Annotated in this window: 19 protein-coding genes and 1 pseudogene; 8 read left to right on the top strand and 12 right to left on the bottom strand. The window is 63.4% G+C overall.

Annotated elements, in window-relative coordinates:
- Window positions 1-104: pseudogene (locus tag EWH12_RS15665) on the top strand (IS5/IS1182 family transposase); the annotation flags it as partial.
- A 100-nt stretch (window positions 105-204) separates the two neighbouring features.
- On the opposite strand, the gene EWH12_RS15670 reads toward EWH12_RS15665, so the two are convergent.
- From EWH12_RS15670 to EWH12_RS15700, 7 genes are all read right to left on the bottom strand, one after another.
- Window positions 205-1,479 (bottom strand): capsule biosynthesis protein, encoded by a 1,275-nt coding sequence (locus EWH12_RS15670; protein WP_129927162.1) that lies wholly within the window; start codon window positions 1,477-1,479, stop codon window positions 205-207.
- The gene (locus EWH12_RS15675) at window positions 1,472-3,112 is read right to left on the bottom strand and encodes a capsular polysaccharide export protein, LipB/KpsS family (protein ID WP_129927163.1); all 1,641 of its coding nucleotides are present in this window, start codon (window positions 3,110-3,112) and stop codon (window positions 1,472-1,474) included. Before EWH12_RS15675 ends, EWH12_RS15670 begins: the two co-directional genes overlap by 8 nt.
- Window positions 3,113-3,249: 137 nt before the next feature.
- Window positions 3,250-4,545: a glycosyltransferase family 4 protein gene (locus EWH12_RS15680; protein WP_129927164.1), complete on the bottom strand. Its 1,296-nt coding sequence runs from the start codon at window positions 4,543-4,545 to the stop codon at window positions 3,250-3,252.
- 49 nt (window positions 4,546-4,594) lie between these two features.
- Window positions 4,595-5,035: an HIT family protein gene (locus EWH12_RS15685; RefSeq protein ID WP_129927165.1), complete on the bottom strand. Its 441-nt coding sequence runs from the start codon at window positions 5,033-5,035 to the stop codon at window positions 4,595-4,597.
- Between the two features lie 11 nt (window positions 5,036-5,046).
- Complete coding sequence (locus tag EWH12_RS15690; protein ID WP_066600338.1) at window positions 5,047-5,682, bottom strand: CoA transferase subunit B; 636 nt, start codon at window positions 5,680-5,682, stop codon at window positions 5,047-5,049.
- A 2-nt stretch (window positions 5,683-5,684) separates the two neighbouring features.
- Window positions 5,685-6,572: a 5'-nucleotidase, lipoprotein e(P4) family gene (locus EWH12_RS15695; protein WP_129927166.1), complete on the bottom strand. Its 888-nt coding sequence runs from the start codon at window positions 6,570-6,572 to the stop codon at window positions 5,685-5,687.
- Complete coding sequence (locus EWH12_RS15700) at window positions 6,572-7,282, bottom strand: CoA transferase subunit A (RefSeq protein WP_066604919.1); 711 nt, start codon at window positions 7,280-7,282, stop codon at window positions 6,572-6,574. Before EWH12_RS15700 ends, EWH12_RS15695 begins: the two co-directional genes overlap by 1 nt.
- Before the next feature lie 92 nt (window positions 7,283-7,374).
- Between EWH12_RS15700 and EWH12_RS15705 the strand changes: the two genes are divergently transcribed.
- Entirely contained in the window at window positions 7,375-8,265 is an 891-nt protein-coding gene (locus tag EWH12_RS15705; RefSeq protein WP_066600330.1) for a LysR family transcriptional regulator, read from the top strand.
- Here EWH12_RS15705 and thiS read toward each other — a convergent pair.
- Window positions 8,262-9,263, bottom strand: coding sequence for a sulfur carrier protein ThiS (thiS, locus tag EWH12_RS15710; RefSeq protein ID WP_082678958.1), 1,002 nt, complete (start codon window positions 9,261-9,263; stop codon window positions 8,262-8,264). The genes EWH12_RS15705 and thiS overlap by 4 nt on opposite strands.
- A 114-nt stretch (window positions 9,264-9,377) precedes the next feature.
- Between thiS and aroQ the strand changes: the two genes are divergently transcribed.
- The 4 genes from aroQ to arsC all read left to right on the top strand — a co-directional run bounded on the left by aroQ (window position 9,378) and on the right by arsC (window position 12,110).
- Window positions 9,378-9,818, top strand: coding sequence for a type II 3-dehydroquinate dehydratase (aroQ, locus tag EWH12_RS15715; RefSeq protein WP_129927167.1), 441 nt, complete (start codon window positions 9,378-9,380; stop codon window positions 9,816-9,818).
- A gap of 93 nt (window positions 9,819-9,911) precedes the next feature.
- Window positions 9,912-10,403: an acetyl-CoA carboxylase biotin carboxyl carrier protein gene (accB, locus tag EWH12_RS15720; RefSeq protein ID WP_066600322.1), complete on the top strand. Its 492-nt coding sequence runs from the start codon at window positions 9,912-9,914 to the stop codon at window positions 10,401-10,403.
- A gap of 13 nt (window positions 10,404-10,416) precedes the next feature.
- Window positions 10,417-11,769: an acetyl-CoA carboxylase biotin carboxylase subunit gene (accC, locus tag EWH12_RS15725; protein ID WP_066600319.1), complete on the top strand. Its 1,353-nt coding sequence runs from the start codon at window positions 10,417-10,419 to the stop codon at window positions 11,767-11,769.
- Complete coding sequence (gene arsC / locus EWH12_RS15730; protein WP_129927168.1) at window positions 11,766-12,110, top strand: arsenate reductase (glutaredoxin); 345 nt, start codon at window positions 11,766-11,768, stop codon at window positions 12,108-12,110. The genes accC and arsC overlap by 4 nt, the downstream gene beginning before the upstream one ends.
- Window positions 12,111-12,174: 64 nt before the next feature.
- Here the strand turns inward: arsC and EWH12_RS15735 are convergent, their stop codons facing one another.
- A complete protein-coding gene (locus EWH12_RS15735) occupies window positions 12,175-14,319 on the bottom strand; it encodes a TonB-dependent siderophore receptor (RefSeq protein ID WP_129927169.1) in 2,145 nt (714 codons plus the stop codon).
- Between the two features lie 176 nt (window positions 14,320-14,495).
- On the opposite strand from EWH12_RS15735, the gene EWH12_RS15740 reads away from it, so the two are divergent.
- Window positions 14,496-15,245 carry a ParA family protein gene (locus EWH12_RS15740; RefSeq protein WP_129927170.1) on the top strand — a complete coding sequence of 250 codons (750 nt, stop codon included), beginning with the start codon at window positions 14,496-14,498 and terminating at the stop codon, window positions 15,243-15,245.
- Between the two features lie 6 nt (window positions 15,246-15,251).
- Here the strand turns inward: EWH12_RS15740 and EWH12_RS15745 are convergent, their stop codons facing one another.
- Window positions 15,252-17,546 carry a putative bifunctional diguanylate cyclase/phosphodiesterase gene (locus EWH12_RS15745; RefSeq protein WP_129927186.1) on the bottom strand — a complete coding sequence of 765 codons (2,295 nt, stop codon included), beginning with the start codon at window positions 17,544-17,546 and terminating at the stop codon, window positions 15,252-15,254.
- Between the two features lie 138 nt (window positions 17,547-17,684).
- The gene (locus tag EWH12_RS15750; RefSeq protein WP_129927187.1) at window positions 17,685-19,406 is read right to left on the bottom strand and encodes a fatty acyl-AMP ligase; all 1,722 of its coding nucleotides are present in this window, start codon (window positions 19,404-19,406) and stop codon (window positions 17,685-17,687) included.
- A gap of 186 nt (window positions 19,407-19,592) precedes the next feature.
- Here EWH12_RS15750 and EWH12_RS15755 point away from each other — a divergent pair, with 186 nt between their 5' ends.
- On the top strand, window positions 19,593-20,120 hold the full coding sequence (locus EWH12_RS15755; RefSeq protein WP_129927188.1) for a regulatory protein RecX: 528 nt from the start codon (window positions 19,593-19,595) through the stop codon (window positions 20,118-20,120).
- A 504-nt stretch (window positions 20,121-20,624) separates the two neighbouring features.
- Here EWH12_RS15755 and lpdA read toward each other — a convergent pair.
- Window positions 20,625-22,025 (bottom strand): dihydrolipoyl dehydrogenase, encoded by a 1,401-nt coding sequence (lpdA, locus tag EWH12_RS15760; protein ID WP_066600309.1) that lies wholly within the window; start codon window positions 22,023-22,025, stop codon window positions 20,625-20,627.
- Between the last annotated feature and the right edge of the window lie 5 nt (window positions 22,026-22,030).

Consider the following 22,030-nt stretch of genomic DNA (forward strand, 5'->3'; position numbering starts at 1 on the left):
TCGCGAAAGACTGGGAGCGATCCATCGCCTCATCAACAGCTTGGGCCCTCATCGCCTCAATCCGCATGCTCACACGCAGAACCGCAAGGTATTGTCAGAATTGAGAAACTTCCGAATCCGGCTCTAACATTTTCGAACCGAATCATAGAAAAACCATAGGGGAATAAGGTTTTTTTGCAACGCAGCGATCGATCCCCGGATAAATCAAGCCGCATCTCCTTGGACCGTTCTAATATGGACGGCGGAAATCTTGGTCAGGCCTGCGTTATCCCGCCTTGGTTTTAGCAACCGATCAGCGGCATTGCGCACCAACATTTCCAACCCCTCTTCGGACAACAGACCACCGCGAATCAGGCATTTGTCAATCAAAACGCGACGGAAGGCCGAGTAGAGCGCTACGTCCGTGGGCGTCGGCGCGGACCAAAAGCTGTCCAGCCCTGCCGTATGAACCATACCAGGGACCTTATAAACGGCATGGCCCAAGACCACCACCGAATTACCCCCGTTGAGTGCCAGCGTGCCAACGGTGCTGTTGACCGTCACCAAGCCTAACGACTTCTTGACGACTTCGGCGATATCCCAGTCAGACAGATAGACGACACGTTCGCCTACGCCATAATGCGCCGCCAGCGATGCTGTAAGCCGGTCCCAACCCACTAGTCCCGGATCGAGAGGATGCCGCTTTACCACCAACAGCACATGCGGCGGCGCATGGCGTGCAAAACTCTTGATCACGAAACGCAAGGCCGCACGCATATTGCCGAACGGCGAATGAACTCGAATCTGATAGTCAGAATTCAACTGGAGCGGCAGGACAAAAAATGGGCGATCTCCTATTCGCTTCCATTCTTCATGCGCCCGACGTTGATCGCGATGTTTCCGTATCAGCTTCCACGCCCAGCCAGCAGATTCCATTAAGAAACTATGCGGCCGATGAGTGCGATAGAACGGGAAATAAACCCTCATCATCGCGGATGCCAGACCATTGCGCATGGTGTTTCGCGCACGTACCTTGAAGGTCGATGGCACTTGCGGCAGATCGTCCGTTTGGTCAGATAGGCCTGCTGCCTGATCCAGATACCATTGCGGATCGAGCGGCAAGGTCGAATTGCCGTTCACGCCATCATCCTGCAACGTCAGGAAATCGGGTCGGATATATCCTTCTTCGACCACATGCACCCGCAGACCGCGCAAATGCGCCATTCCATGGGCCGAGGCATGATAGGGACGGCAATCGCCATAGAGGATGAGGTCGGTAACGCCCTGATTAACGACGAAATCGTCGAAGAACAGCGGCCAGTTGCGGAAAGTGCCGCGATAGTCAGTGGCATCCTCCGGCCAATCGATCTTGTCGCCGCCGTTGATGTTGATCCGCATTGCGCGGTGCCCCCGTTCACGCAACGCCTGCGCCAGCATCACGAAATAAGGGCCATGCGGTCCTTGCAGGAACAGGAATGTCTTCGCGGCAGCTTCAGCCATGCAGGAACTCGGCGAACAAAGTCATAAATCGGCGCAACTTCCCCTGTAACATGCGCAAGCGGATAAGCCATGTCACCGGCGGCGTCGATCCGTTCGCCATACGGTCCACCATGACTTCGGGACCGCACGGCAACCGCGTTACCGGATCGATATAGCGAGGATAGAGAATGAGCGTCCCCGCCACAAGCTGATCCACGCTGAGTTGACGGCCCCGTCGGCCGGTCGCCTTGGCAAGGTCACGGGTCAACCCCCAGCCGGCATAGAAAGGCATGCCGTGAACCGTCACAGCGCAGCCACGCATCAGCGCTTCAAACCCGGTGAGAGACGACAATACATGCACATCGTCCACCGCCTGCACCAGCTCCATCAGTGGTGCGCCCGTGTCGATGGCATCGGCATGGGCCAGCACGCTGGCGTCGGGCAGATGCCCTTTCCGATGGCCGGCCTGCACGTCGGGATGCGGGCGATAAACGATCCAGGCGTCCGGTTCGGCGCGGCGCACCCGCGCCAGGAAATCCAGATTGCCATCGACACCCGCACCACCCAGACGCACCGACAGGTCATCTTCCACCTGTCCGACCGCCAACACCGTGCGCCGCCCCATTGGCAGGACGATCATCTGCCCCGCTTCCTGTCCATATTTGGTGACGCCCGCCATACAGACCCGGTGGCGCAGCCGCGCGGCACGATCGACCAGCGTCTGCGGAAAATCATGCGTCGCCAACAGCGTTTCCAGGTCGTTGGCTGCCCGCGCGTTATAATAAATGCCTGTCCGGTCGACCACCACCGATCCGGGCGGATGCAGCGCCGCGCCCAGCCCGCGCGACCGCAGGAAGCCATCCTCGACCCGCGCGACCGGAACCCCCATCGCCGCAGCCTCCCCCACCGTTTCAGGCGGAACACGCGAAGGCCATATCGCCAGCGCACCGCCTTGCTGCCGGGCGCGGCGCAAGCCCCGACGCGCAGACAGAAAAGGCGGCGCTTCCAGCCCATCCCACAGGAAATGGCCAATGGCCTCCCGTTTCCAGAAAGCCATGCCGCTGGCGGCCGATATCCCGCGATTGCCGTCGAGATGACGACGCCAGTCGGCCAATTGCATAATGACCTGCGCTGCATCGACAGGCGCGCCCGTGAAGCAATCCCGATATGTGGCCGCGGCCAGACGAGCCTTCAACGTCATCCGCAGCATTGCCGGATCGACCTGCACGCCATCGGGGCCGATGAGCGGCACATCCAATAGGCCGGCGATCAGGGCCAGATCGTCATCGCCTGTGGCATGTACGGCGCGCGCCTGCGCCACCAGCGCCCAGGGATCGCAGCAAGCCGGCAGGCGGACGCCCTGAAGGCCGTATGTCGGTGCGCCCGCCGTCCCCGGAACAATGCCGATCTGCTGCGGCCACAACCCTGCCAGCGCCCCGCCATCCACTGGCACACCCTCACGCACAACCAGATGCACTCCATGGGGACGATGCCCCCAAAAATCGCCGCCGACGCGGAATTGGGAGAGCAGGGCCAGAATCTCGTCCGACACCGGCGCGGCGACGTCACCATTGTCAGCCGACCGACTGATCGCGGCCGTCGATGATGCAATGCCGGCAAAGGGCGGCGAACGCAGGAACGGGACGGGCGTCATCAGGGGGCGACAGGGGCCGACAAAATCCAACCCGCGCATGCCTGCGCGTCGATCGCCTTAGCCGATAATGCGGTGATGCGGGCCATGCCCCTGTCCTTCCATGCCTCGCTCGACCATGCGGGCGCTGGCGAGGAAGGTCAAGGAACAGAGACTGTTACTTCTTCGATCAGGTCGGTGACGACGTCGAAATAGTCGCGCCAGGTCGGCGCGCGCCAATGGGCGAGGCGCGCAATCTGGGCAGCACGGTCGGGTGTATCGGGCTGGCTATAGGCCTCAATCGCCCGCATCCACCCCAGCCCGTCGAGCGGGTCGAGATAATCCGGCGCGTCGCCGCCAACCTCGCGATGGGCGGTGATATCGCTGCAGATCACCGGCACGCCGGCCGCCAAAGCCTCGACTACGGGCATGCCGAAACCTTCGGCGAAAGACGGCATCAGCATGGCGCGGGCGTTGGCGACCAGCGCTTGCATGCGATTGTCCGAAACCTCGCCCGCCTCGATCACATGGCCGCGCAGCGCCTCCGCCCGCTCCAGCATGTCGATGACATTTTCATTTTCCCAACCGCGTCGGCCGATCAGCACCAGCACCGGGGCCGCGTCGCCCAGCCGTTCGACCATCCGCCGCCACAGGTTGAGCAGCAGCAGGTGATTCTTCCGCGGCTCGATCGTCGAAATATAGACGAAATAGGGCCGTTCGGGCAGCGATTCGCCCTTGGCGCCAAAGATATCGGGCGCGTCCGCCCCAAAATGCGCGACCCGGATAGCGCGCCCGTCCAGGCCATGACTCATATGGGGCGCCAGTGCGTCGATCGTCGCCTGGCTGTTGCCGATAATGCCGCTCGCGAAGCTGTCGATAGTGCGCACCCGGCGGCGATGCTCGTCCGCACCCTGCGGCCGGGCATATTCGGGATGGCTGAGCGGAATGACGTCATGAACGAGCGTGATGAACTTCGCGCCCTCGGCGCGCAGAATCGCGCCAACCTGGGCGTGATCGTCCAAATGATGCGGCGACACCTGGAGATAGACGCGCGGACCCGACGCACGCGGCACCGGGCGGGGCCGAGTGGCGAACATATGGCGGATCACCGCGGCCTTGCTATCGCCGGCATCGGTCGAACGGACATTGCGCCATTTGGCCGCGGTAAAGGCCAGGAACTGGCGCACCGCAGAGCTGTCCAGTCGGCCATAATAGCCCCCGGCGGGATGCACCGCCGAAAAGGCCAGGCGATCGGGCATCCGCTCCAGCAGTTCGCGCGCATAGACATATTCCACGCGATCAATGCCCGTCGGCGCGGGATGAAAAGATCGGGATAGCAGCCGCGAAATGTCGAGGATCACCTCGCTTTCGCCGCCCCCGCTCTGAAACAACTGGCTGGCGCGCTTGGAGCGCAGCGCGAGCCGCGCGCCGGGCGCGTTGAAGGGACGCAGCGCCATCAGCGCGCGCCCTGCGGAGATATCGGCCGAACGGCGAAACGGTCGCGCATCAGAATTGGGCGCGAATCTCGTCGGCCAACGCCGTGAGCGCCGCCGCGTCGGCGAACTGTCCCTGCGCATGGGCGCCGAACCCCAAAGGCCCGCCTTCCCAACGCGGCACGATATGGACATGCAGGTGGAACACGGTCTGCCCCGCCGGCGCGCCGTTGAACTGCGCGACATGGATGCCGTCGGGGGCCAGCGCCTGGCGCGTGGCGTTGGCGACCTTCTTGACGCTCGCCATCACCTGCGCCAGCGCCTCATCCTCTATCTCCAGGATGTTGCGCGCCCTGGACCATTTGGAAATGACCAGGCTGTGCCCCCTCGACTGCGGCTGGATGTCGAGGAAGGCGAGCGTGTGCGCATCCTCATATAATTTGATCGACGGAATCTTGCCCGCAAGGATCAGGGCGAAGGGGTTATTGTCGTCATAAACGCCGTCAAGGCTCATCCTGGCCGTCCTCAGCTCACATAATGTGCGCTGGTCTTAGCCGCGATATCCTCCGCCGTCACGCCCGGCGCCATTTCGACCAGCTTGAACGGGCTGTCATGGTCGGGGCGCTGGAAAACGCACAGGTCCGTCACGATCATGTCGACCACATTCTTGCCGGTCAGCGGCAGGGTGCAGGCCGGAATGAACTTGGGATCGCCATTTTTGGACGTATGCTCCATGACGACGATGATCTTCTTGACGCCCGCGACCAGATCCATCGCGCCGCCCATGCCCTTGATCATCTTGCCGGGGATCATCCAGTTGGCGATGTCGCCATTTTCGGCAATCTCCATCGCGCCCAGCACGGTTAGGTCGATATGCCCGCCACGAATCATGGCGAAGCTGTCGGCCGAACTGAAATAGGCGGTCTGCGGCAATTCGCTGATCGTCTGCTTGCCCGCATTGATGAGGTCGGCGTCCTCGTCGCCCTCATAGGGAAAGGGGCCAATGCCCAACATGCCGTTTTCCGACTGGAGCGTCACCTCCACGCCATCGGGAATATGATTCGCCACCAGCGTCGGAATGCCGATGCCCAGATTCACGTAGAAACCGTCCTGCAATTCCTTCGCCGCGCGCGCGGCCATTTCGTCACGAGTCCAGGGCATGATTATTTCTCCCCTATGGCGGGCGGCGCCCACCTCTTGTCCATCGGAAATATGTCGTCGAACCCGCCCTTAAGGCCGCTGCCATAGACGGGGTTGGGCATCACGAACCAGCCATTGCCCCACAGGCCCGCGACCGGCGGTTGCAGGGTCGCGACGCGGCGTGCGGGCACGGCCTTTTCGGCATTGAGGGGGCCGGCGTTGAACAGGTCGGAAAAATCGCCCAACTGGTCGCCGCCCATGGCGATGACGCAATAGCGCGCCGCGATCATCGCCCGGCGGCCATCCTTGCGCGATCCCATCGCATCGTCGCCGCTCAGATAGAGCGTCTGGCCATGCACCGCATCGCCCAGGCCCGCGGCCTTGATCGCGCGGACGGTCGCATCGGCATTGGCGGCCGAGCGGTTGGTGTTGAAGATGACGGTAACACCCAAGCCACGCAGCGCGGCCAGCCCATGGTCGGCGCCCGGCACCGGCCCGACCGCGCCCTCGCCCTCGCCCGTCTTCTCCCATGCATCCCAGGCGGCGGCGTCAAAGCCTTTGCCGGTCTTCGCGTCATGATATTCATAGCCGGTGTTGAGCATCACCGTTTCGTCCACGTCGAACACCGCGGCGAAAGGCTTGTCGCCACAGGGCACGAATCGCGGCGCGGCGAGGCTCGCCCCATCCGCCAGCACGACGCTATCCGCCGACCGCGCCTTCACCCTGGCGGACACATAGGCCAGCAGCGCATTCCAGGCCTGCGCCGAAATCGCCGCCCCCTCGCCCGACCCGTAGAGATATCGCATCCCCGCCGGTGGATTGACGGACGGCGCGGGCGACGGCGCCACGGTCGCGCAGGCGGCCAACGGCGCCAACAGCAGCCCCCAACCCAAGCGCTTCGGCATCGACATCAGGCCGCTTCCCGCGTCCGCACCGTCCGGAATTCGATCTTCTTGTCATAGGGCGCACCCACGATCATGCGCTTCACATAGATGCCGGGCAGATGGATCGCGTCGGGGTCCAGGCTGCCGGTCGGCACCACTTCCTCGACTTCGGCGATGCAGATTTTCGCCGCGGTCGCCATCGGCTGGTTGAAGTTGCGCGCCGTCTTGCGGAAGATCAGGTTGCCGCTCTCATCGGCCTTCCAGCCCTTGATGATCGCGACATCGGCAAAGATACCGCGCTCAAGAATATAATCCTGGCCATCGAAACTCTTGACCTCCTTGCCCTCGGCCACCTGCGTGCCGACGCCGGTCTTGGTGTAGAAGCCGGGGATGCCCGCCCCGCCCGCGCGGCAGCGTTCGGCCAGCGTCCCCTGGGGGCAGAATTCCACCTCCAGTTCGCCGGCCAGATATTGTCGCTCAAACTCCTTATTCTCGCCGACATAGGAGGAGATCATCTTCTTGACCTGGCGCGTGCGCAACAGCTTGCCCAGCCCTTCGCCGTCGATCCCGGCATTGTTACTGGCGATGGTCAGATCCTTGACGCCCGCATCGCGGATCGCGTCGATCAATCGTTCGGGAATACCACACAGGCCAAAGCCGCCCGCGCACAGATGCATCCCGTCGAACAGCAATCCTTCCAGCGCCGCAGCGGCATCGGGGTAGAGCTTCCTGGCCATCGGCATCCTTCCTTTTTTTGAAAGTTCACACCGTTCTTAGGCAGCGCGACCAATCAATACCAATGATTTGTTTTTTCAGTTAAACATAACCAATGTCTATCAATCGTATCGCTTTCTACCATCTCGAAACGCTGCTCTGGATCGCCCGGCTGGGCACTTTCGCAGCGGCGGCGGCGCGGCTCAACACGACCCAGCCCGCCATTTCGGCGCGCGTGCGCGAACTGGAAAGTCATCTGGGCACCGCCCTGTTCCGGCGGGAGGGTCGAGCCATGGCGCTGACTCCCGCCGGGCGCGAACTGGTGCGCGAAAGCGAACCGCTCTGGGCGCGTTTCCAGGGGGTGCTGATGGGGTGTAGCGACATATCGGGCGCGACCGGAATCATCCGAATCGGCGCGGGCGAAATTGCGGCGGCCAGCTGTCTGCCCGGCTTCGTCGCGCAACTGGGCCATGACCTGCCCCATGTCAGCCTGGAGGTGGACATTGCGCTGACGGTCGATCTGATCCAGCAACTCGCTTCCGGCCGCACCGACATCGCCTTTGCCGCCGGCCGGATCGCCCATCCGATGCTGCGCACCGCGCCGATCGGCAGCGTCGATCTGCTCTGGCTGGCCAGCCCGTCGACGGTGAGGAACATGGACGCGGCCCACACGCCGATCTGGTCGCTCACCAACCTGTCGCCGCTCTATCGCATCATGAAGGAGGCGATCGCCGCGTCGGACCTGGCCGATTGCCCGCTCAACCTGTGCAACAATGTCCGCACGATGATCGACATCGTGCTGGAAGGCGGCGGGATCGGCATCTTTCCCCATCCGATGGTGCGCCAACCCATCGCAAGCGGGCGGCTGGTGCCGGTGCCCGATGCGCCCGCCATGCCCCCGGTCGAATTTCAGGTCGCGATGCGGGCCGCGGAGTCCGATCCGCTGGTGCTGGCGATTTTCGACCGGGCGAGCCGGCTCGACCTGCGCGCCGGCGCCGCGGCCTAGATCAACCCCGCCAGGGGGCTGGACGGATCGGCATACATCCGCCTGCCCATGCGCCCGGCGCGATAGGCCATGCGCCCGGCCTCGACCCCCGCCTTCATCGCGGCGGCCATCAGCACCGGGTCTTTCGCCTCGGCAATGGCGGTGTTCATCAATACGCCGGTACAGCCCAGTTCCATCGCCTGCGCCGCTTCCGACGCGGTGCCCACGCCCGCATCGACCAGCACCGGCAGCTTGGTCCCTTCCACGATCAGGCGGATCGTCACCCGGTTCTGGATGCCCAGCCCCGACCCGATCGGCGCGCCCAGCGGCATGATCGCGACCGCGCCGACATCCTCCAGCCGCTTGGCCGCTATCGGATCGTCCACGCAATAGACCATCGGCTTGAAGCCTTCCTTGGCCAATATCTCGGTCGCGCGCAGCGTTTCGACCATATCGGGATAGAGCGTGCGCGCTTCCCCCAGCACTTCCAGCTTCACCAGGTCCCAGCCGCCCGCCTCGCGCGCCAGCCGCAGGGTGCGGATCGCGTCCTCCCCGGTGAAGCAGCCCGCGGTGTTGGGCAGGTAGGTGACCTTCTTGGGGTCGATATAGTCGGTCAGCATCGGCGCATTGGGATCGCTGACATTGACGCGGCGCACTGCCACGGTGACGATCTCCGCGCCTGACGCGGCCAGCGCGGCCGCATTCTGCTCGAAGCTCTTATATTTGCCGGTGCCCACGATCAGGCGCGACCGGAAGGTCTTGCCCGCCACGGTCCAACTGTCGTCCGTAACCGCCGACACATCACCGCCGCCGACAAAGTGGACGATCTCCAACTCGTCGCCATCCTCGACCATCACCTGCGCCAGGGTCGATCGCGGCACGACCGTCAAATTACGCTCCACCGCAACCTTTTCGGGTACGAACCCCAGTTCGCTCGCCAACTGCGCGAGGGTCATGCCGTCGCGGATGCGGCGATGTTCGCCATTGATATGGATGGAGATGGTGCCGTCTGTGCTCATTATGGCTTTCCCGAACATGCGAAGATATCTCGACTAAGCGAGACACGAAGGGCTAAGGATCGTGCCGCATATAGGGGCGGCCTTGCCCCGGTCGCAACATGCAAGGGGATCGCCATGGCCGACATGCGTAAAATCTATGTGTTAAACGGACCCAATCTGAACATGCTGGGCACGCGCGAGCCGGAAATCTACGGCTATGACACGCTGGACGATATTGCCGAGCGGATGGACGACGCCGCCACCCGCGCCCATGTCGAAATCGATTTCCGCCAGTCCAACCATGAAGGCCATCTGATCGACTGGGTGCAGGAAGCCCATGCAGAAGGCGCCCACGCCATCATCATGAATCCCGGCGGCCTGACCCACACGTCGGTCGCGCTGCATGACGCGATCAAGGCCGTGACCGTGCCGGTGATCGAAATCCACCTGTCCAACCCGCACAAGCGCGAAGCCTTCCGCCATAAAAGCTATGTCGGCATGGCGGCCAAGGGCACGATCGCGGGCTTTGGCCCGATGTCCTACATGCTGGCTCTGGAAGCCGCGCTGGAACTATGAGGCGGCGCGTTTTGGCGCACAAAAGTTGCGCTTGGGCGTAAATGCGCATAGGCGCGGGCACCAGAACCGATATTCACCGGCCAGGGACTTCACATGACCGAAAAACAAGAAAAGGGCGCAATGCAGGTAGACGTACAGCTGGTGCGCGATCTCGCCGCGCTGCTCGACGACACTAACCTGACCGAGATTGAGGTCGAGGACGGCGACCGCAAGATCCGCGTCGCGCGCAAGGCCGCGGCCAGCGCCGCGCCGGTCTACGCCACGCCCGCCCCTGCCGCCGCGGCCCCCGCCGCACCGGCTGCCGCGCCTGCACCAGCCGCCGCGGCGCCGGCCGAAGCGTCGCTGCCGGCCGGCACGCTCGTCAAATCGCCGATCGTCGGCACCGCCTATCTGTCGGCCGAACCCGGCTCCGCTCCCTTCGTCCGCATCGGATCGCAGGTCACCGCTGGCGAAACGATCCTGATCGTGGAAGCCATGAAGGTCATGAACGCGATCGCCGCGCCGGTCGCGGGCACGGTCAAGGCCGTGCTGGTCGATAACGGCCAGCCGGTCGAATATGACCAGCCGCTGATCGTCATTGAATAAGGCCGTCGGACCCATGGCCATCGAAAAGCTGCTGATCGCCAACCGCGGCGAAATCGCGCTGCGCATCCACCGCGCCTGCCATGAAATGGGCATCAAGACGGTGGCGGTCCATTCGACCGCCGACGCCGACGCCATGCATGTGCGGCTGGCCGACGAGGCGATCTGCATCGGGCCGCCCGCGGCCAAGGACAGCTATCTGAATGTCGCAGCGATCATTTCCGCTGCCGAGATCAGCGGCGCGGATGCGATCCATCCGGGCTATGGCTTCCTGTCGGAAAACGCCAAGTTCGCCGAGATCGTAGAAGCGCACGGGATCGCCTTCGTCGGTCCCAAGCCCGAACATATCCGCACCATGGGCGACAAGATCGAAGCCAAGCGCACCGCCGGCGCGCTGGGCCTGCCGCTCGTCCCCGGCTCCGATGGCGCGATCAGCGACCTGGACGAAGCCAAGGCGATCGCGGAGAAGGCCGGTTATCCCGTCATCATCAAGGCGGCGTCCGGCGGCGGCGGGCGCGGCATGAAGGTGTGCACTTCGCCCGACGAGTTGGAAACGCTGATGCAGCAGGCCGGTTCGGAAGCGAAGGCCGCCTTCGGCGACGCCACCGTCTATCTCGAAAAATATCTCGGCAATCCGCGCCATATCGAAATCCAGGTTTTCGGCGACGGCAATGGCAACGCCATCCATCTGGGCGAGCGCGACTGTTCGCTCCAGCGGCGTCACCAGAAGGTGCTGGAAGAAGCCCCCTCCCCGATTCTGAGCCAGGCCGATCGCGACCGCATCGGCGGCGTCTGTGCCAAGGCGATGGCCGACATGGGCTATCGCGGCGCAGGCACGATCGAATTCCTTTGGGAAGACGGCGAATTCTACTTCATCGAGATGAACACCCGGCTTCAGGTCGAACATCCGGTGACGGAGATGATCACCGGCGTCGACCTGGTGCGCGAACAGATCCGCATCGCCGAGGGCAAGCCGCTGTCTGTGACGCAGGACGAACTGCGCTTCACCGGTCATGCGATCGAATGTCGCATCAACGCCGAAGATCCCAAAACCTTCGCGCCGTCACCGGGCACCGTCACCAGCTATCATGTGCCGGGCGGCATGCATGTCCGCGTCGATAGCGGCCTGTATCAGGGCTACAAGGTGCCGCCCTATTATGATTCCATGATCGGTAAGCTGATCGTCTATGGCCGCACCCGTGAGGGCGCGATCATGCGGTTGAAGCGCGCGCTGGAGGAATATGTGATCGAGGGGATGAAGACCACCATCCCGCTGCATCAGGCGCTGCTGCGCGACCCCGATTTCCTCGACGGCAACTACACCATCAAGTGGCTGGAGGAATGGCTGGCGCGTGAGGGCGACGCATGAAAGCGACGATCTGGCATAACCCTCGCTGCTTCAAGTCCCGTCAGACGCTGGCGATCCTCGAAGCAACGCCGGACGTCATGGTCGCTGTCGTCGAATATCTGAAGACCCCGCCCACCCGCGCGGAAATAGAGGCGGTGCTGGCCAAAGCGGACATCCGTCCCTCTCAGGCGGTGCGGAAGGGCGAAGCGTTGGTCAAGGAGATCGGCCTCGACATCAAAGATGACTCGGCCGTTCTCAACGCTATGGCGCAGCATCCGATCCTGATCGAACGCCCGATCGTCATCACGGCCAAGGGCGCTATCATCGCCCGTCCGCCCGAAAAGGCGCGCGATATTCTGTAAGTCGTCGGCGCGAAGAGGGCGAGGATCAAAAAAAGGGCGAACCGCTGGTTCGCCCCTTTTCGCGTCAATAATGATAGCGCAGCGTGATGGTGACGTTGCGCTGTTCTCCATAGGCCAGCTGGTTGTAGAAGCCGATCTGCGAATAATATGCCTTGTCGAACAGATTATCGACATTGACCTGAGCCGACAGCCCGTTGGCAAATGCATAACGGCCCATCAGGTTGACCAGCGCATAAGGCTTCACCTCCAACCGCTCGGCCGCGCCGCTTACCGGATTGAACGAGTCCGTGTAGCTCAACCCTTCCCAGTTGACGCCGCCGCCGACGGTCAGGCCCTGAAACGAACCGGAAAAATCATAGGTGGTGAACAGGCGGAGCAGCTTCTGCGCGAACAGCGTGTTCACACGATTGCCGTCCGCATCCTTGGCCTTGAATTGGGTGTAGTTGCCGGCGACCGACCAGCCCGGCAGGATTTCGCCATTCGCTTCGACCTCAAAACCGGTGCTGCGCGCGCCATTGGCGGCGTAGGACGCTTCGAAGATCGTGCCGGGGATCAGATAGCCGGTATCCGCCTGCGCCAGATTATCCTGCTCGATCCGGAAAACCGAGATCGCGGTGTTGAGCGCGCCGCCGAAGAAACTGCTCTTGAGCCCGCCTTCATAATTGTTGCCGGTGATCGGCGGCAGGAAATCGCCGTTGCGATCCTGCGCGCTTTGCGGCTGGAATATCTTGGTGAAGCTTGCATAGACGGTGTGGCTGGATGTGATGTCGTAGAGCGCGCCGACATAGGGCAACAGACGATTCTTGGCGCCGAAGTCGATCGGCGCGCCATAGGATATGCCCCGCCGTTCCCAACTGCTCAAACGGCCGCCAACGATGAGCTTGAACGGATCGCTGATCGACAGGCGGGTGGCGGCGAAATAGCCCCATTGCTTGGTCGTCTGGTCAAGATCGTGCGACAGGGTGCCGCTCCAACGCGGCTCGGCGATCGACCCGTCCCAATTGTTGAAATCGCCTGCGGTCACGGAATCCAACGCTGCCCGGCTGTAGAAATCCTGTTGCTGACGCGCATAGCTTGCCCCCAGGATCAGGTCATGTTCGCGTCCGAAGAGCTGATATTGGCCGGTCAGCCGCGCGCCGACATCCGCCTGCTCCACCTTACCCGTATAGTTGGCGGGAAAAGCGCCCAAACCCAGGCCGGTGGTGCGATCCGGCGAACCGAACAGATAAAGCAACTGCATGTCGCTTTCGTTGATCGTATAGTTGCCATAGACTTTCAGCGACCAGTTGGCGCCGATCTGCTGGGTCAGGTTGGCGAAATAGGTCTGGTTGGTCGACGCCCAACGGGTCCAGTCGGCGCCGATCGTCTTCGAGCGCTTCCAGTCAGTGCGGCTGCCATCCGCATACCAGACCGGCAGGCCGCCCCATTGGGTGCCGCTTGGGCTGTTATCCTGGTAGCTGGCGCCGAAGCTGACATGGGTGTCGGGCGTCAGATCGCCGTCGATCACCCCGTACAGCACCAGCTTCTTGTTATGCAGCAGGTCGGTGAAGCTGTCGCCTTCCTCATATTTCGCCACCACGCGCGCACGGATGGCGCCGTCGCTGGACAGCGGCGAGGAGACGTCCGCCATTGCGAAAAAATTGTCCCATCGACTGGCGGCCGCGGTCACCGTGGCGGTGAAGCGGTCGCTGTCGGCATGTTTGCGGATAAGGTTGATCGATGCCGAAGGATTGCCCGCACCGGTCATGAGGCCGGTTGCGCCGCGCACGATCTCGACCCGCTCATAAAGTGCGATATCGATCTCGGACTCTCCGGCGCTGTAAGCCGCATCCCATTGCACCGGAATACCGTCAATCTGATAGTTGTCGATGGTGAAGCCGCGGGCGGAAAAGCCGTTACGCGCGCTGTCAAAGGATTTGGCGGACACGCCAGCCGCATTGTTGATCACGTCGCTAAGCGTGCGGATCGCCTGATCCTCCATCCGCTGCGCCGTCATCACCGTCACCGACTGCGGGGTTTCCTTCAGCGACAGGTTGAGGCCGGTCGCCGATCCCAGCTTGTCATTGGTCGTGTAGGAACCGGTCACGACGATCTGATCCTCGTCCACCGTATCGGCGGGGGCGGTCTGCGCCCAAGCAGACATGGTGACCGACAGGGACAGCACAGACGCCCCTACCAAAGACATGGCGGAAATCCGCGACTTGAACATGATGATGCCCCCCAATGGACAGAAATTTTGTGATATTGCGAATGATTCGCGACGATCGCTATGCTGCGGGGCGCACAGCCTGTCAATCGCGCGCCGTGATCGTTTCGTCACAAGCCTGTAACAAGGCCATGATCTGAGCGCTTGCTTTGATGGCGGGAAGCCGTAGCTTCTCGCCCATGGCAAAGGAACCGACATTGGCGACCATCGCCGTCTACAGTCTGAAAGGCGGCGTGGGCAAAACCACCTTCGCGATCAACCTGGCCTGGGCGTCCGCCTCCATCTCCAAGCGGCGCACCTTGCTATGGGATCTGGACCCGCAGGCGGCGTCGAGCTGGCTCTTGTCCACCGATATGGAAAGCCGCGACGCAGCGCAGGCGATCTTCAGCAAGGATGTGGACGTCCGCAAGCTGATTCAGCCCTCGACCGTGCCGGGGCTGGACCTGATCGCCGCCGACACGTCGCTGCGCAGCCTCGACCATCTCTTCCGCGAAATGGACAAGAAGAAGCGGCTGGCCAAGCTGATCGAGAGCCTTGGCCGCGATTATGACCGCATCATCCTCGATTGTCCGCCCGGCCTCACCGAAACCAGCGAGCAGGTGCTGCGCGCCGCCAACCTGATCGTCATTCCGGTCATCCCATCCCCCCTGTCGCAACGGGCCATGGGGGAAGTCGCCCGCTATCTCGTCCAACGCGGCGGCAACCATGCGCCAATCCTGCCGGTCTATTCGATGGTCGATCGCCGCCGCAGCCTGCACCGCATGGCGCTGGACAGCCAGCCGGACTGGCCCGCCATTCCGATGGCGAGCGCGATCGAGCAGATGACGGTGCGCCGCAAGCCGCTGGGCGCATTCGCCCCGGCGTCACAGCCCGCGCAGGCCTTCGCGTCGCTATGGACGATGGTGGAACGGCAGTTGCAGGTCGGCTAACGACGCTCAGCCGATGGCGACCCGTTGGGGTTTCGGGAACAGGCGCGCCGCGTCCTGCGGCATCATCGGCCGGCCGAAATAATAGCCCTGCACCTTCTTGCAGCCCAGCCGCCGGACCATCTGCAATTCCGCTTCGGTTTCCACGCCTTCGGCCGTGGTGCTCATGCCCAGGCTGTCGGCCAGCGTCACGACGGCGCGGATGATCGCCAGGCTTTCGGCGGTATTCTTGGACGCGCCGACGACGAAGCTGCGGTCGATCTTGATCGTGTTGAACCGCGTCCGGCTGAGATAGCCGAGCGAGGAATAGCCGGTGCCGAAATCGTCGAGCGACAGCTGGATGCCCAGGCTCAGCAACTGGTCCAGCACCTTGAGCGCGCCCGCATCCTCGTTCATGAACACGCTTTCGGTGACCTCCAGCTCCAGCCGGCGGGCGTCCAGTCCGCTCTGCGCCAGCGCGGACACCACCGCGGCCACGAAGCTGGGATGGGTCAGTTGTTCGGCCGAGACGTTGACGGCGATACGGATATCGTCCGGCCAGGTTACCGCCTCCATACAGGCGGTGCGCAGCACCCACTCGCCGATCGGCGCGATCAGGCGCGCTTCTTCCGCTACCGGCACGAATTTGACCGGCGAAATGGCCCCCAGTTGCGGATGGGTCCAGCGCACCAGCGCCTCGAACCCCAGCACGGCGCCATGTTCGGCATCGACCACCGGTTGGTACAGGACGTGCAACTGGTCTTTTTCCAATGCCTCGCGCAGCGCCAGTTCCAGCTGCCGCCGCTCCTCCGCCTGCGCGTGGAGCCGCGGCTCATAGGCGCAATGGACGCCGCCGCCTTCGTCCTTGGCGCGGTAGAGGGCCAGATCGGCACTGCGGATCAACGCTTCGGAGTCGCGGCCGTCCATCGGCGACACCGCCGATCCGATCGACGCACCGACATACAGCATATGCTGGTCGATCTGATAAGGCGCGGACAGCGCGCCGATGACGGCCGACGACAGGCGGGGAATGGCCGCGCTATCAGCGACATGCGGCATGATCACGGCAAATTCGTCGCCGCCGATCCGGCCGCAGAATATGTCCGCGTCACAGACCTGCCGCAGCCGCCGCGCCACCTGGCTCAGCAGCTTGTCGCCGGTCTGATGGCCCAACGTGTCGTTGATCGACTTGAACCGATCGAGATCGATCATCAGGAAGCCACAGCCGGGCGACCGCCCCTTCGCGGCCTCCATCGCCTGGTCCAGCACCTCACGCAGGTGGCTGCGATTGGGCAGGCCGGTCAGCGGGTCGAAGCGGGCGAGCTGCGCGATCTTGTCGGCCGATTCGCGCTGTGCCGTCACATCCGAACCAACACCGCGGAAACCCTGGAAAATGCCATTTTCGTCATGGCGCGGCGACGCCGACAATTCCCACCAGCGCCATTGCCCCTGCACCTCGACCGGCAGCACCAGATTGCTGAAACTCTCGCGCCGCTTTAGATGGTCGGCCAGGCTGTGCAGGCCAGCGGCGAACCGGCCATCCTCCCAGCCGCTGCCCGCCAATATCTGCACCAGCGGCGCGCCCTCCAGCTGCTCCTGCTCCATGCCCAGCGTTTCGGCGAAGCGGCTGGACACGCCGTTGATCCGGCGCAGTGCATCAGTCTGCCACAACCAGTCGGACCCGCCGGCCTCGAATTCGCGCAGCAGCAGGCTGACGACCTCGCTCTTTTCCGCCAGTTGCGCGGTCGTGCTGTGCTGGCGGGCGAAAGTGCGGGCATAGATGAAGCAGCCGGCCAGCAGGGACAGCGCATAGCTGGTCGCCAGCGCCCGCAGCGGCAGTTGGCCGCCTTCGTCGAACATGGCGAACAGGCCAAGGATGCACGGCAGAAGATAGGCGGTGGCGGACAGCGGCGTCGCTGCATAGCTGATCGCGCCGCAGACCATGACGCAGCTGATCAGCGTCCACAGCGCCACCAGTTCCTCGGTCTGCCCGGACTGGGACACCAGCACCATGCAGGCGGCCCAGACCAGCCCTTGCAGAAATGCGCCCAGCGCATGGCGCCGCAGGTCGGCGGGCGACAGGCCGATATTATTGGCGCGGCGCCGTTGTCGGTCCAGCAGCAGGGCGATGGTGGTCGCGGCGACCAGCGCGGCGCTCCAACCGGCCAGCAGCGGCAGCGGACAGCAATGGGAAAAGACCTGCCACAGGAACAGCATCCCGCAGATATTCATGCCATGCCGCAGGATGGCGACGCCGTCGGCGGATCGTAGCTGGGCTTCCAGCACGCGGATTCCGCCATCTTGCGCGACGGGACACAGGCCCATGATCGCGCGCAGCGACGCACGTTCCTGGCGGTCCGGTTCCGCGACTTGTTCCTGCTTGCTACCCACGGGACTGGGTTAGCAGTCATGGGTTATCAATCGGTAACCTTGACCAAAAGGACATCGCGATCCAGCCGGGCGTCAGGCGGCGATGTCGTAGGGCCGGATTTCGCCGGTCAGATAGAGGTTGCGGGCCTTCGACCGGCTCAATTTGCCCGAACTGGTGCGCGGCAGGGTGCGCGGCGGCACCAGTTCCACGACGCAGTTCATGCCGGTAATGGCGCGGACCCGTTCGCGGATCTGGTCGCGCAGGCGCGAGCGTTCCTCATTGTCCGACGTGCGGCAATGGACCAGCACGGCGGGCGCTTCCTCGCCGCCGGGCGTGGTGATAGCGAAGGCGGCGATGTCGCCCTGCTTGAAACCGGGCAATTGCTCCACCGCCCATTCGATATCCTGCGGCCAGTGATTCTTGCCGTTGATGATGATCATGTCCTTGGCCCGGCCCACGATGTAGAGATAGCCGTCGGACAGATAGCCCATGTCCCCGGTATCGAGCCAGCCGTCAGCCATGCACGCCTTGGTCGCGGCTTCGTCCCGGAAATAGCCGACCATCAGCGACGGACCGGTGGTCCAGACCTTGCCGATCTGGCGCTCGTTCATCAGGCCGCCATCCTCGTCGCGGATTTCCACGACCATGTCCTTGGCCGGCTTGCCGCAATTGACGATCGAGCGGAAACGCTGGGGCCGGCCCTCGGTCGCATGACCGCCCGACAGGTCGGTTTCCTCGACCAGTTCGACGATGATCCCCTCGCCCGGCGGCATGATGGTGACGGCCAGTGTCGCTTCGGCGAGGCCATAGCTGGGCAGGAACGCCTTGGGGCTGAACCCTGCATCGGCGAAGGCGTCCACGAAGCTCTGCATCACGTCGGGGCGAATCATGTCCGCGCCATTGCCGGCCAGGCGCCAGCGGGACAGGTCGAACCGATCCTCCGCCTTGGTCTGGCTGGAAATGCGGCGGGCGCAAATGTCATAGCCGAAGGTCGGCGAATAGCTGATCGATGTGCCCTCGTTCCGGCTGATGAGGTCGAGCCAGGCCAGCGGACGGCGGGCGAAATCCTCGGTCTTCATATAATCGGTCGATACCTGGTTGGCGACGACCGACAGGAAGCAGCCGACCAGCCCCATGTCATGATACCAGGGCAGCCAGCTGATGCAGCGATCGCTGTCCTGCACCTGCATCCCGTGGCTGTGCGCCGACAGGTTGGACAGGAGCGCATGATGCGTCACCGCGACGCCATGGGGGAAGCGGGTCGAGCCGCTGCTATATTGGAGATAGGCGACGTCTTCCGGCTGCGCCTCCGGCAGAGCGGCGGGGACGGCGTCGCGGGCGATGAAATCTTCGAACGCGATGCTTTCGACATTCTTCTGGCGGCCGGATTCGCCCGCCATCTCTTCCAGCTCCTTGGGGAAGAGGAACAGCATCGGATCGCAGCTGGACAGCTGGACATTCAGCTGGTCGATATAGCTGTCCTTGCCGCCGAAGCTGGTCGGCAGCGGCACCGGCACCGGCCAGGCACCGGCATAGATGATGCCAAAGAAGAGCATGGCGAAGTCCGCGCCGGTTTCGGCGACCAGAGCGACGCGGTCGGCCGGTTTCACGCCATGGCCGATCACGCGATGGGCGCAGGCCAGCGCGTCGGCGCGCAATTCGCTGAACGGATAGGGCCGCGCCAGATTGCCGCGCGCATCATGAAAATTGAGCCCGCGCTTGCCCTGCGCCGCATAGTCCAGCGCTGCGCCCAGCGTCCCGAAATCGGAGAAGCGGCGCGGCAGATCGTCGGTGGTCGGCGTCGGTGCCATCATCTCTTGCGAACCCGTCATATTGGTTGACCCAATGTCTTGAAAATCTTGAAACCGGGGCCGCTAGCAGCTTTGACCGCCATTTGCACCGGATATTGCATTCCAATATGCACTCATAGCCGACAAGGCGCGGTGAAATTCCGGCCCGACTGTGGCATAAAGATGGCGCATGTCGCATGTTGCATCATGATGACCGGCAAACGCCTCCCCCCACCGCTTGATGAAAGCGCGCTGCGCGACATGGCGCTGCGCCATGTCGCCCGCTTCGCCACCAGCCGGGGAAAGCTGCTCGCCTATCTCAAGCGCAAGATCAAGGAGCGCGGCTGGGGCGGCGAGGCGCCAGCGGACCCGGATGGGCTGGCCGACCGCTTCGTGGATCTGGGCTATATCGATGATGCGGGCTATGCGGTGATGAAGAGCGGGGCGCTGGCCCGGCGCGGCTATGGCGCAAGGCGCATCGGCGAGGAATTGCGCGCGGCGGGAATCGGCGAAGAGGATCGCGAACAGGCGGACGCGCAGATTGCGTCCGAAGCCTGGGCGGCGGCGGACCGCTTCGCCCGGCGCAAACGGATCGGCCCCTATGCGACCGGGCCGATCTACCCCAAGCAGCGGGAGAAGGCGATCGCGGCGTTTTTGCGCGCGGGCCATGCCTATGCGGTGGCGCGGCGCTGGGTCGATGCGCCGCCGGGGGAGCCGATGGCGGCGGAAGACGAATAGGCCCAAGGTCATGGCTGGGTCATGACCGGGTCATGACCGGGTCACCCGTGCGAAGTTCACACCGTAGATGGAATGATTTTGCGGGCGCAAGACAGGGCGAAGCGTCGGCTATGCACCCGCGAAGCGCCAGCGACGCGCCCACGGCTTCCCGGCCGTCGACCATTTGGGTCATGCCAACGCACCGCCGACGCATCAGCGACGCGCCTGCCGGGTCACGGGTCGGGCGGGGTCGGTGCTGAAAGCATCGACCAACAAGTCGTACCGCGCCTTCCCTGCCCGATAATCCTCCATCCTACCAAAACAATCCGAAAACTCCTCCCCAATACGCCCACCATATCAGCAGACGCATATAGAAACCTTTGCCGTCACCATTTTCATATGCGATTCCCCTGCCTTGAAAGGGAAGGTTTGCATCCGCAGCCGATCGTCTGCGCGCCCTTTCCCTAAAGAAAAGGCCCCCGCAATACGGAGGCCCCTTCCTTCAAAGCTTGGTCCGCCGCGCGATCACATATGGATCGGCTTGCCGGTCACGGCCATCGCCGCTTCCTTGATCGCCTCGCTATGCGTGGGATGCGCATGGCAGGTATAGGCGATGTCTTCGCTCGACGCGCCGAATTCCATCGCTTGCGCCGCCTGCGCGATCATCGTGCCTGCGGGCACGGCGATGATCCACACGCCTAGCACCTTGTCGGTTTCGGCGTCGGCGATGATCTTCACGAAACCGTCCGGCTCATGATTGGTCTTGGCGCGGCTGTTGGCCATCATCGGGAATTTGCCGACCTTGATCGCGCCCTTTTCCTTGGCGGCCTCTTCGGTCAGGCCCACGCCCGCGATTTCCGGCTTGGTATAGACGACCGACGGGATGATGGCATGGTTCACAATGCCGGTCAGGCCCGCGATATTCTCGGCCACCGCAATGCCTTCGTCCTCGGCCTTATGCGCCAGCATCGGACCGGGGATGACGTCGCCGATCGCCCACACGCCGGGCGCCTTGGTCGCGAAATCATGATCCGTCTCGATCTGGCTGCGCGCGTTCAGCTCCAGGCCGATCTTGTCGAGGCCCAGCCCTTCGGTATTGGGACGACGGCCGATCGACACGAGGACGACATCCGCCTCGATCGTCTCCGCGTCGCCACCGGCGGCCGGCTCGACGGTCAGGGTCACACCCTTCTTGCCGACTTGCGCGCCCGTCACCTTCGTACCGAGCTTGTACTCGAAGCCCTGCTTCTTGAAGATCTTGTTAGCTTCCTTGCGGATTTCGCCGTCCATGCCGGGCAGGATCTGGTCGAGATATTCGACCACGGTCACCTTGGCGCCCAGGCGCTTCCAGACCGAACCCAGCTCCAGGCCGATGACGCCGCCGCCAACCACGACCAGATGACCCGGCACCTTGTCCAGTTCCAGCGCGCCGGTCGAATCCACGATCTTGCCGCCTGCGTTATCAACTTCAACGCCGGGCAGCGGCGTGACCGACGATCCGGTGGCGATGACGATATTCTTCGCCGTCACCTTCTCGCCGTTGATCTCGACGCTGTTCGCGCCAGTGAAGCTGGCCAGACCCTTGAGCCAGGTCACCTTGTTCTTCTTGAACAGAAATTCGATGCCGCCGGTCAGGCCCTTGACCGCGTCGATGCGCTGGCCCTGCAGGGTGGGCAGGTCCAGGCTCATCTTGTCGATCTTGACGCCCAGTTTGGCGAGCGCGCCATTGGCCGCCTCGTCATAGAGTTCCGATGCGTGCAGCATCGCCTTGGACGGGATACAGCCCACATTGAGGCAGGTGCCGCCCAGCGTCTCGCGGCTTTCGGCGCAGGCGGTCTTGAGGCCCAGCTGCGCCGCGCGGATCGCCGCGACATAGCCGCCGGGGCCAGCGCCGATTACCAGGACGTCGTAGTCGAAGTCAGCCATAACAA

The sequence above is a fragment of the Sphingobium cupriresistens genome (genome assembly GCF_004152865.1).
GTDB classification, from domain to species: Bacteria; Pseudomonadota; Alphaproteobacteria; order Sphingomonadales; family Sphingomonadaceae; genus Sphingobium; species Sphingobium cupriresistens.

Bases quoted from the DNA above. Each gene is read 5' to 3' on its own strand.
- EWH12_RS15670 (WP_129927162.1), bottom strand. From the start codon at position 1,479: ATGGCTGAAGCTGCCGCGAAGACATTCCTGTTCCTGCAAGGACCGCAT.
- EWH12_RS15675 (WP_129927163.1), bottom strand. From the start codon at position 3,112: ATGACGCCCGTCCCGTTCCTGCGTTCGCCGCCCTTTGCCGGCATTGCA.
- EWH12_RS15680 (WP_129927164.1), bottom strand. From the start codon at position 4,545: ATGGCGCTGCGTCCCTTCAACGCGCCCGGCGCGCGGCTCGCGCTGCGC.
- EWH12_RS15685 (WP_129927165.1), bottom strand. From the start codon at position 5,035: ATGAGCCTTGACGGCGTTTATGACGACAATAACCCCTTCGCCCTGATC.
- EWH12_RS15690 (WP_066600338.1), bottom strand. From the start codon at position 5,682: ATGCCCTGGACTCGTGACGAAATGGCCGCGCGCGCGGCGAAGGAATTG.
- EWH12_RS15695 (WP_129927166.1), bottom strand. From the start codon at position 6,572: ATGTCGATGCCGAAGCGCTTGGGTTGGGGGCTGCTGTTGGCGCCGTTG.
- EWH12_RS15700 (WP_066604919.1), bottom strand. From the start codon at position 7,282: ATGGCCAGGAAGCTCTACCCCGATGCCGCTGCGGCGCTGGAAGGATTG.
- EWH12_RS15705 (WP_066600330.1), top strand. From the start codon at position 7,375: ATGTCTATCAATCGTATCGCTTTCTACCATCTCGAAACGCTGCTCTGG.
- thiS (WP_082678958.1), bottom strand. From the start codon at position 9,263: ATGAGCACAGACGGCACCATCTCCATCCATATCAATGGCGAACATCGC.
- aroQ (WP_129927167.1), top strand. From the start codon at position 9,378: ATGGCCGACATGCGTAAAATCTATGTGTTAAACGGACCCAATCTGAAC.
- accB (WP_066600322.1), top strand. From the start codon at position 9,912: ATGACCGAAAAACAAGAAAAGGGCGCAATGCAGGTAGACGTACAGCTG.
- accC (WP_066600319.1), top strand. From the start codon at position 10,417: ATGGCCATCGAAAAGCTGCTGATCGCCAACCGCGGCGAAATCGCGCTG.
- arsC (WP_129927168.1), top strand. From the start codon at position 11,766: ATGAAAGCGACGATCTGGCATAACCCTCGCTGCTTCAAGTCCCGTCAG.
- EWH12_RS15735 (WP_129927169.1), bottom strand. From the start codon at position 14,319: ATGTTCAAGTCGCGGATTTCCGCCATGTCTTTGGTAGGGGCGTCTGTG.
- EWH12_RS15740 (WP_129927170.1), top strand. From the start codon at position 14,496: ATGGCAAAGGAACCGACATTGGCGACCATCGCCGTCTACAGTCTGAAA.
- EWH12_RS15745 (WP_129927186.1), bottom strand. From the start codon at position 17,546: ATGGGCCTGTGTCCCGTCGCGCAAGATGGCGGAATCCGCGTGCTGGAA.
- EWH12_RS15750 (WP_129927187.1), bottom strand. From the start codon at position 19,406: ATGATGGCACCGACGCCGACCACCGACGATCTGCCGCGCCGCTTCTCC.
- EWH12_RS15755 (WP_129927188.1), top strand. From the start codon at position 19,593: ATGACCGGCAAACGCCTCCCCCCACCGCTTGATGAAAGCGCGCTGCGC.
- lpdA (WP_066600309.1), bottom strand. From the start codon at position 22,025: ATGGCTGACTTCGACTACGACGTCCTGGTAATCGGCGCTGGCCCCGGC.